We start from the raw sequence: 10390 nt of genomic DNA on the forward strand, positions 1-10390 counted from the left end.
ATATTAATTTATTAAAATGGGGATCTTTTCTATTTTTGTTCTATAAGAGAATCAAAATTTTGATCAAAATTATCAAAATAATTCATCTGACCGGCATCTATTTCAATAGAATCAACTATTTCTTTTATCTTATCTGAGATCAGCTCTTTTTCCAGTTTACTTGCAGAAGGATAAAATTTCTCCAAAACATACCAGGCAGCAAGTTTTTCATCAGCCTGCAGCAGTAGATCAGCAAGATTTAGATTAATTTCAAATAATCTGGCAAATTCAGGAAAATTATTATACAATTTGATCAAAGGAGGTAATGCCTGATCATTCTTTCCCAATGCCTGAAAGCTCAAAAACTCTATAAATAAAGCTTCAGCACTCAATACACTATCAATGGCAGCATCTGCTTTATCAGCATATTCCACTGCCTCATGGTATTTCTTTTCAAATACTTTATTAGTAGCTATTTTTATATAGAGATCTCGTTCATTGATATCAAGATCGCTTTCCAAAAGGATAAAATAAATATCATTTGCTTCACTATAAAGATAATTGCTCTCATACAGGCTAGCCAGCTTCATGATCAATTTCTGATAATTTTTGTCATCATTAACTTTTTTAACTGCTGAAACCAGCAAATCAATTGCAGCGCGTGAATCCAGATTAGGAACCAGTATTATCAGATTCTCAGCAGAATTGGTCACCAGCAGGGAATCCTGTGAAACCTCGATTACTTTGTTATATCTTTCTGCTGCTGCCTGAAATTCCTGCCTGTCTTTATAAATATATGCACTCAGCCAGATCAGAGAATCTGCATTGGCATCTTCCGGCAGATATTTTTCTGCTGTTTCCAATGCCAGATCATATTCTTCACTGGTAATATAATGTTTCATTAATTCCACTGGATAATTCAAAGTGATCGTATTCTGATCCTGGGCTTCACAAAGCCAGCACAAACTCATCAATACAGCCAGAATTATCATATTACTTCTTTTCATCATACTCCTGAGCAAATAAGGCAGCACCCAGTGCTCCAGTCAAAAAAGGATTATCTGTCACCTTGATCTTCGTCTCTATTTCTTCTTCCAGACATTTCACCATAGCTTTATTCAAAGCCACTCCACCAGTAAAAACTGCTTCCTGTTCTTTGGGGAAACCAGCGACCATATTTGCGATTCTACGCGCAATTGACCTGTGAACAGCCTGAGCAATATCAGATCGTTTCTCACCCCTGGATATCATCCCTATCATTTCTGATTCAGCAAATACCACACAGGTATTAGTGATTTCCAGTTCTCGCTCGGATTGTTCAGCCAGATCTCCTAATTCTGAAACTTCCACTTCCAGAATATTTGCAACTTTTTCCAGAAATCTGCCTGTTCCTGCTGCACATCGGTCATTCATCACAAAATCTGTTACTTTTCCACCATTTTCAAGCAATATTCCTTTGGAATCCTGTCCACCAATATCGATTACTAACTTACAATCGGGAAAATAATAATTTACACCCCGGGCATGACAAGTTATTTCAGAAATTTTTCTCCGGTTCTGCAATATCAGGTTTCTGCCATAGCCGGTAACAACAATTGATAGTGCATCAACCAATTCAGCAGGAATTTCCCTTTTTGCCTTCTCCAGCATGGATTCTGCTGTCCGTACAGGTGACAGACCTGTAGGCTGCACATCATCCCAGATGATCTGGTTATTTTCCAGAAAAACCAGCTTCGTAGTACGCGAACCCGAGTCTATTCCACAACCTCTCAATTCCTTTCTCCTGCAATCTTGATCATCAGATCTTCTTTTATCATTTTTGTATCAGAGTATATAATTTATCTTCTCGCAAATATTTCTTTGCTACCAGTTTTACCTGTTCACCAGTAACTGCCAGCAGTCTTTCCCTGCGGTTAAGATAGTGCTCCAAACCCAGTCCTAACGCAATTCGTGAGCCCATTGTCGATGCTATTGCCGATACGCTTTCTTCCTGCTGGAGCATTTGACCAGCCAGGTGGTTTTTCACTTTTGTGAGTTCATACTCGCTTACACCTTTTTCACCAACCTGTTTAAATATCCGCTTGATCATTTTAAGACCTATTTCAGTATTTTCACGATCGACTGCTGCTGCCATAATAAACGAACCGGAATTCATCATCGTATAATAATCCATATCTACAGAATATGCCAGACCGTGCTGTTCCCGCAGTTCATTGAATAGTTGCGAATTTGTGTCTCCACCCAGTATCTGACAGAGTACAGACATTGCCATTGCTTCTTCCTGTGATTCCAGACCAGGACCAAACCCACCGGTTACTATTATCCCCTGACTGGATTGCGTGTCGATTACCTTATAACGCTTTACAGAAGGATAGACCTGATAATTCGGTTTGTAGTCAATATGCTTGCCGGTTTTATCACCAAAATGCTTTTCCACCAGTTCATCAACTGCAGAAAAATCTATATCTCCAGTTACAACCAGAGTCATATTATCCGGAGTATAGTAGTCTTTTTGCCATCTTCTTACACGGGACAAAGTCAATTTATTCAGATCATTCCGTCTTCCGTCCCGGCTGTACAAATTGCTTTTCGTGCTATAGATCATTTTTCGCCAGTTCTTAAGCGCTTCGCGTTGCGGATAGTCTTTCTGCCGGCGCATCATACTCAATATTGCTTGTTTGATATTTAAAAAGTGTTCCCTGGGTAGTTCTGGAGCAAATAATACATTCGATACTGATTCCAAAGCCATTGCCAGATCTTCTGTAAAGCATTTGCACTTCAAAGTTGTATAATCCATCTGAGGACTGATCCGCATGTTGATGCCATGCAAACTGCAAAAATCCAGAAATTTATCATAATTATGCTGCTGATTACCATATAGCATTAATGCTCCAGAAACTGAATTTATTCCTTTGATACCTTCTTCTTCATATAATTGAGAAACATTAAATACTGCTGATATACCAACTGTTGGCTTGCCAATAATTTTTCTATAAAGCACCTTGATGCCATTAGCAAGAGTCCGCTGAGCATATTCCTGATCAGCATGATTAAAATTCACTGGTTGTCTGCTGGTGAATATCTGCTTAACTGCGAGATCAGAGACATTCTTAGAACCCTGATAATAGATCTTCATATAATCTATGCGAAGCCATTTATCAATTACCGCTCTTATAGCACCGCGGGATATTTGCTTCAATTTGTCGGGAAAGGTGAAATAGTCATGATAATCTGAATATATCTCATCCATTCCAAGATTTGAAGCATAAGATTCCATGTATTCCCTGGAAAATCTGAAACTGTTAAGGATCTCTGCTTTTTGCTGCATGAGTTGAACAGCACTGATACCCCTGCTGCAGAAATCATTCCAGCATTCACAGAATCCCTTGATCACATCCAGGGCTTCAATTCCCTGATTAGGAAACAGTAGAATGATACTCACACCATCATTGATTCCACTGATTCCATTAATTTTTATGCTGTCCACCAGTTTCCTTCGTTTAAAAAGCTCATCATAAAGATATGAGTTTTTGCCAATCATAAATGATTTATAAACCACTGATAGTGCAATCGCATCAGGATGATTCTCTGTCAGATCAGGGATTGCCACTGCCACGATATCAGAATCTGATTTATGTTTGATAACTTTGAAGGAGAATTTTTCCGGGTGTCCTCCATATACTGGTTTACGCTCTGTGCTTTCTTTTCCTTCCCAATCAGCAAAATATTTATTTATCCATTCATCAAGTTGGTTCCGCTCAAAATCTCCTGCTACAACCAGTACGCAGTTTCCCGGATAATAATGCCCTTGGATAAATTCCTGCAAAATTTCCCGTGTAGCGTTTTTCAATGATTTCCGATTACCAATAATGGGATTTCGATAAGGATTGTCTTTCAGATAATCATTAGCTATCCGCTCTATCAGATTATCTTCTCTGTCATTCTCAGATTCCTTTAATTCTTCAATGATCACTTTCTTTTCTGAATTAAAATCTGCTTGAGTAAATTCCGGATAGCGAACCAGATCTCCAAGTATTTTTATTGTTTCCTCAAGATATTCTTTGGAAATATCAATATAATAACAGGTGCTGTCATATTCTGTGTAGGCATTCATAGAGCCGCCAAGATAGGCAACTCTATCCATGATGATCCCATCTGGATAATTCCGGGTTGATCTGAATACCAGATGCTCGGCAAAATGTGAAAATCCTGCTTCTGCTTCTGATTCCCAGGCTGAACCAAACCGGACATGCATTTGTACACTGACCAATGGTATTATCTGGTCTTCGGCAAAAATCACTTTCAAACCATTAGCTAATTTTATATCTTCTACTCTATAATCTTTTTCCATTTATTTATATTTACCTTAATCCTTGATTTCCCAGAAATTATTACTCCACACACCGGCATAAGCATTATGATCATGAATGCTCTCCAGGTTTTCTGTTTCAACTTTGAAGCTGGCTATGCGTTCATCCTGCCTTAATTTTAGCGTTATCTCCCGCACAATATCTTCAGCAAAGCGGGGATTATCATAAGCCTGCTCTGTTACGTATTTCTCATCTGGACGCTTCAATAATGAATATATTTCACAACTCGCGGAAGCTTCCACCATTTCTATCAATTCTTCCAGCCACACAAATTCACCGAGTGTCACCTGGATATTTACATAAGATCGCTGACTGTGTGCTCCATTATCACTGATCTCTTTGGAGCATGGGCACAATGTTGTGATTGGCACTTTCACTCCTATCACCAGCCTATATTCCTCTTTCAATGAAGCTTGAAAATGACACTGATAAGATAATAATGATCTGATCTTACTCACTGGTGCCTCTTTCTCGATGAAGTAAGGAAAATCTATTACTGCCAATGCGGTCTCAGAGCCCATACGTTCTCGCAGGTCTGCCAGAAACTGTTCCAGATTACTGATGATATCTTCTTTATGATATTTATTAAGTACTTCCAGAAATCTGCTCATATGTGTTCCACGCTCATGCTCCCGCAAATCTACATAAAGTGCTATATCTGCCACTGTCTGCTGATTTACATTTCTACGATCTTCTACTACTATCGGATAGCGTATTTTTTTTACCCCCACCCGGTCAATAGTTATTTCTCTTGTATCACGTTCACTTTGTACGTCTTTATTTTTCATATCATTTACTCCAGAAATTCTTCTGCACCAGAACTTACACTTCTCACCAGTTTATCATCTTCCATGTGATATATGATCACCCAGCCATTAGGAAGTGCATCAGCAAGCTTGATAGCATCTGGTACAGATAACACGAAAGCTGCTGTAGAAAGTGCGTCGGCTGTCTCTGCATCATCAGCTATTGCCGTCACACTCACGCACTGCCTCGCAGGATATCCGGTTAAAGCATCAATTATATGATGATATCTCACTCCATCTACCTCAAAATACCGCTCATAGTCTCCTGAGGTTACTACTGCCTGATCTTTTATACGGATCTTATCTATTACTTCTCCATGGTCTTTCTGGGGATGCTGAATGCCTATCAACATTCCATCTCCTCCCCAGATTCGAATATCACCTCCAGCATTGACCAGAATTTCACTCACACCCTCACTTATCAGAAAATCAATTACTTGGTCAACTATATATCCCTTGGCAATACTACCCAGATTAAGTTTCATCCCTGCTGGAATCAGGATACTGTCTCCTTCAACAATTATTCTGTCAAATCCCGTATTTGCCAGAGCTTCAATTATTTCCTTTTCTTCAGGAATTCTGGCTTTTGAGATATCCCAAAGGTCACTTAAACTGCCAATACTCAGATCATATTTCCCAGCAGTCGCCTGATAGAAATATGTTCCTTTAACGAGTATTTCCTTCAAGGTGCTGTCAATATGTGTTTTCTCACCCCGAGAATTGTTCACAGCACTTATCAAACTACCTTCAACATAATATGATAAAAGATGCTCATAATCACGTGCCAGAGCAAATGCACTATCAATTACAGCATCCAGATCAGGTATTCGCCCTGATGCTTCTATTTCAAAAAAAGTGTCCATGATGAAAGCAGTCTGCCTGCTCTCATTAACACGATTTCGCTGTGACCATAACCCGATTCCTATCAGGATGACCACAAATATTATCTGTATTAAATATCCAAACTTCTTTTTTTCCATTAGATATCAAAATTTCGTGTACTTCAATATTTGTCAATTATTGTAAATTTGTTCTGACATCCTCCCGTTTTTCATCTGAATTTTATCCTCAACTCTCCAGAATAATTTATAAAGAATCAGTCTCTTAAAAATGATTGTCTCTCTACTCCCATTAAGATGTCTGATAGTGTATAAGCATAAATAACCTCCCTTTTTTTTAAGTAAATTGCATGCCTCTGCCGCACAGGCAAAATTGCTCAGGAAAATTATCTGGATTGCCTCAAAATCCCCACTGTATGCCTTAAAGGAGCATACTGGCAGCATACTGGTAACAAAGGGGCAACCTATAGGCTGTGCAAGGCTGAACGGCATGACATATATGTGTTATGCCGTTCAGCCTTGTCTTGCTTACTTCTTGCCCCTTTGTTGCCAGAAGGTTAAAAGTAAGTTAGCATAATGGGTTCTTTTATTATGGAAAAACATAATCTCTGCTTGATAATTAGCATACACAATAATTCACTTGTTGGTCATTTTGATTACTCTTCGATGGTAAATTTCATCCTATATGAAGCAACTAAATTGATCGATATATAATGTAAACCTTTTTTGTGTTTGATTCTTTCCTCTCAGTAGCCTTTAGTTTTATTGCCGGTTACACTTTTATCAAATTCAATTCCAATTTGCTTTGAAGTGCAATTATTTGATTTAAAATTAGTCAAAATATATACAAATTTCCTTGAAAATTTTTCTATCTACTTTCTCTTTAACTAAACTCCTGGCATAGCTCTTTATGTGTTTATTTTAGTCGATGACATATTATCTGGAGCTAAGTAAAGGAGCTGATAAAACCTGTTGCTCAATCAGGGGAAAAGCTTCTTGCAGCTTCTTTTGAGGTGATAAATTAGCAAAAATGTCATTTTTGATTAATGCCACAAATTAAGCAGAGATGTGCACTAAATGAGCCAAATATTGACTTTCACCTTTATTTATCAATAACTTAGGTTGAACAGACTCGTGATTATTCGTAAGAACTATAAAATAATTTTCTTGACCATTTAACAGGAAATATGTTCATTATACATGAGAATTTAATTATTAAATAACAGACGAAAAATAGCTTAGCGGATAGATTATTGTGTAATGAAAAGGAGGGGAAACCATGAATAATGAGGGAAAAGTTAAAGCGGAATTTATAGCCTGGCAGACGTTTTCTATATTTATCAGCAGTACTTTTATAGATATGCAGGCAGAGCGTGATCATCTGAAGAATATTGTATTTCCAAAAGTTGAAGAGGAATTGAGGAAAAACCGGGTACGGCTGGAAGTTGTAGATCTGCGATGGGGATTGGATACGTCAACTATCAATGATGAATCTGATCGTGAGGTAAGGGTATTGCAGGTGTGCCTGGATGAGATAAAGCGTTGCCGTCCTTTCTTTATTGGTTTGCTGGGTGACAGGTATGGCTGGGTACCGGCGGAAGATCGGATGAAAGATGCTATAAAAAGAATGGAAGAGATGAAAGGTCACACTCGATTAACAACAATTTCTGAGAATAGGGAAGATGTTCCACAAACCCCTTTTAAAAAAAGTTTGTTTAGCATTTTTAAGAGAAATAAAAAAGAAATTAATGATAATCCTGTTTCCAAAGAACCTACCAATACCATCCCATCTGATGTTTCTCATATATGTAAAAGCGTTACGGCATTGGAGATTGAGTTTGGTGTACTCGCCAGTGAAGAGCAATTGACCCGTAGCGTGTTTTATTTTAGAGATCCACTGCCTTATAAAGAAATGCCAGGCGATGTTGCTGCCAGATACTGTGATGAATATGATCCTGAACTGGAAGATGAGGAATTATCAGAGCGAAAGGTTGCACTCAATAATCTGAAAGTTGAAATCAGAGATCATTTTGATAAGAAGAGATTAAAAGATAAGGTTAAGCCATATTCAGGAAACTGGGATAAAAATAAGCATAAAGTGGTGGGTTTGGAAGCCTGGGGAGAAATAGTATATGAAGATATAATCCGGGAATGCAAAGCCCAGGCAAAGATCAAAGAAAGCGATGTGCCGAAGAATGTTTATGAGCAGCAAGAAGCATTGCTGGACGCTTTTATTGAAGACCATACTCATATTACGACTATAAAAACCGGCACTACTGTAGAGGAAGTCCCAACTTTTTGCGGACGGATTGAATTACTCAAGGAATTGAAAGAGCATCTGCTGAATACGGATGCAGAGAAATGGGGACTGGTGCTGACTGGTGAAAGCGGATCGGGGAAGAGTGCGGTATTTTCGATGATCTACAGGATGCTGCAAAGGGAAGATTGCGTACTGCTGGCAAATTCTGCCGGGATTTCACCTCGCTCCAGAAATGTAGCTGATCTATTACAGAGGTGGAACAAGCAATTAAGTAAAAGGCTTGGGATTAAATATGAAACAGATATTGGCAAAACAGATGAATTTGACCTGAAAAATATATCCTCACAGCAAAAAGATCAGAAACCTGCCATTGAAGAGCTTCAACAGAAATTCAAAGAACTGCTCTTTGCCATTGCAGAAAAAGAACAGGTAGTTATATTGCTTGATGCCCTGGACCGCTTTGAACCTACTTCACGGGCAATAAATATGACCTGGCTGCCGCAGGTGATGCCGGGCAAGGTGCGGATGCTGTGCACAGCCATTACAGGAACCGAGGTGAAGGCAGTACAATATCATCGAGAATTAGTTTCCAGAGACATTGACCATTTTACAAAAGAAGAAGCAGAAGCGATGCTGGTGATGCTTTGCCTTAAGCAGCATAAAGACATGCCTGAAAATGTAAAAAATTCTATCCTGGCAAGAAATAGAAATGATGGCATATCAGCCTGCTCAAGTCCCTTATGGTTAAGCATGGCAGTGAATATCCTTATGGCTTTGGATAGTCATGATTTTGAAGAAATCCAGAAAGGGAAAGGGAAAGCTGACCAAGCGTTCAATGATTTTATGCTGGAGTTGGTAAATGGTTATAAAGATACCCCAGGTGAGTTGTTTCTGGATTTGGTTGATAAAGCCGCAGGTTACTTCGGAGATGAATTCACACTCAAAGTATTTAATTACCTTGCCTGCAGTCGGAATGGATTGCGGGAAAGTGACCTGGAAAAACTCATTCCTGAAAAAAATGAAAACTGGGATGCTCTGACTTTTGCGAGCATCAGACGCTGGTTCGCTGCTCATATCCGGGAAGAAGGCGATAACCTGCAATGGAACCTGGCACACAGCATTTTGCGAAGTTCACTTCTGAATAAATTAGAAGTAGATGAATTTAAAAATATCCACAATGCTATTGCTTTCCATTTGCTGACCTTGCCTGAAATTGATGATATTCGAATATCTGAGACAATGTATTTCCTGATGAAAGCCGGAAATGCTGATAAAGCTTTGAATTATTATGTTTCATGTTCAGAACAGGAAAGACAGGGTGCTACCACAGTTTTAGCAGAAGCAGTATCCAGAGATGAAAAGCAACATGAATGGTGTTTTGCCATTTTGAGAGCAGCCGGTGGAAATGGAGATGAGATCATGAAATTAGCACATCACTATATTTATGATTTGAATGATGCATTAATTGTGGAAGGCAACCTGAATGAAAGACAGGAATTACTTGATACTTTGCATGATCATATCAAAACTAAGACCAGCATTTCTAGTAATAAAGAATTTGGTTATGATTTTGCTGCATTAAATGAGAAACTAGGAAATATCTATCAGTCTCTTGGTAAGTTGGATCAGGCGTTGGAGTTTTTTTATAAGTTTAATCATTTAATGAAAGAACTTTATGAGAGTAATCCCAGTAATGAGAGTCTCAAAAACGGTCTGGCAATTTCTTATTCTAAACTGGGAGACATTTATCAGTCTCTTGGTAAGTTGGATCAGGCGTTAAAGTTTTATGATAAGTGTAATCATTTTATGAAAGAACTTTATGAGAGCAATCCCAGTAATGAGAGTCTCAAAAACGGTCTGGCAATTTCTTATGCGAACCTGGGAGAAATTTATCAGTCTCTTGGTAAGTTAGATCAGGCGTTGGAGTTTTATAATAAGCTTAATCATTTGTTTAAAGAACTTTATGAGATCAATCCCAGTAATGAGAGTCTGAAAAACGGTCTGGCAAGCTCTTATTCTAAACTGGGAAATATTTATCAGTCTCTTGGTAAGATGGATCAGGCGTTGGAGTTTTATAATAAGTTTAATCATTTAATGAAAGAACTTTATGAGAGCAATCCCAGTAATGAGAGTCTG

General features: G+C 38.4%; 6 protein-coding genes. 1 reads left to right on the forward strand and 5 read right to left on the reverse strand.

The window, feature by feature from the left end; translation table 11 throughout:
- Positions 1 to 29 precede the first annotated feature (29 nt).
- The 5 genes from RAO94_00475 to RAO94_00495 are packed head-to-tail and all read right to left on the reverse strand — an operon-like array spanning position 30 to position 6135.
- Positions 30 to 989, reverse strand: a complete 960-nt coding sequence (locus RAO94_00475) for a hypothetical protein (GenBank protein MDP8320801.1) — start codon at positions 987 to 989, stop codon at positions 30 to 32.
- Positions 973 to 1752, reverse strand: a complete 780-nt coding sequence (locus tag RAO94_00480; protein ID MDP8320802.1) for an acyl-CoA dehydratase activase — start codon at positions 1750 to 1752, stop codon at positions 973 to 975. Before RAO94_00480 ends, RAO94_00475 begins: the two co-directional genes overlap by 17 nt.
- A 40-nt stretch (positions 1753 to 1792) precedes the next feature.
- Positions 1793 to 4330, reverse strand: coding sequence for a pitrilysin family protein (locus RAO94_00485; GenBank protein MDP8320803.1), 2538 nt, complete (start codon positions 4328 to 4330; stop codon positions 1793 to 1795).
- A 15-nt stretch (positions 4331 to 4345) separates the two neighbouring features.
- Positions 4346 to 5137, reverse strand: coding sequence for a GTP cyclohydrolase FolE2 (folE2, locus tag RAO94_00490; protein MDP8320804.1), 792 nt, complete (start codon positions 5135 to 5137; stop codon positions 4346 to 4348).
- 5 nt (positions 5138 to 5142) lie between these two features.
- Complete coding sequence (locus tag RAO94_00495) at positions 5143 to 6135, reverse strand: FAD:protein FMN transferase (protein ID MDP8320805.1); 993 nt, start codon at positions 6133 to 6135, stop codon at positions 5143 to 5145.
- 1138 nt (positions 6136 to 7273) lie between these two features.
- On the opposite strand from RAO94_00495, the gene RAO94_00500 reads away from it, so the two are divergent.
- The coding region (locus RAO94_00500; GenBank protein ID MDP8320806.1) for a tetratricopeptide repeat protein at positions 7274 to 10390 on the forward strand (3117 nt) is incomplete at its 3' end.

The organism is Candidatus Stygibacter australis, assembly GCA_030765845.1.
GTDB classification, from domain to species: Bacteria; Cloacimonadota; Cloacimonadia; order Cloacimonadales; family TCS61; genus Stygibacter; species Stygibacter australis.

Coding starts and splice junctions, on each gene's coding strand:
- folE2 (MDP8320804.1), bottom strand. CDS start 5,137: ATGAAAAATAAAGACGTACAAAGTGAACGTGATACAAGAGAAATAACT.
- RAO94_00495 (MDP8320805.1), bottom strand. CDS start 6,135: ATGGAAAAAAAGAAGTTTGGATATTTAATACAGATAATATTTGTGGTC.
- RAO94_00485 (MDP8320803.1), bottom strand. CDS start 4,330: ATGGAAAAAGATTATAGAGTAGAAGATATAAAATTAGCTAATGGTTTG.
- RAO94_00475 (MDP8320801.1), bottom strand. CDS start 989: ATGATGAAAAGAAGTAATATGATAATTCTGGCTGTATTGATGAGTTTG.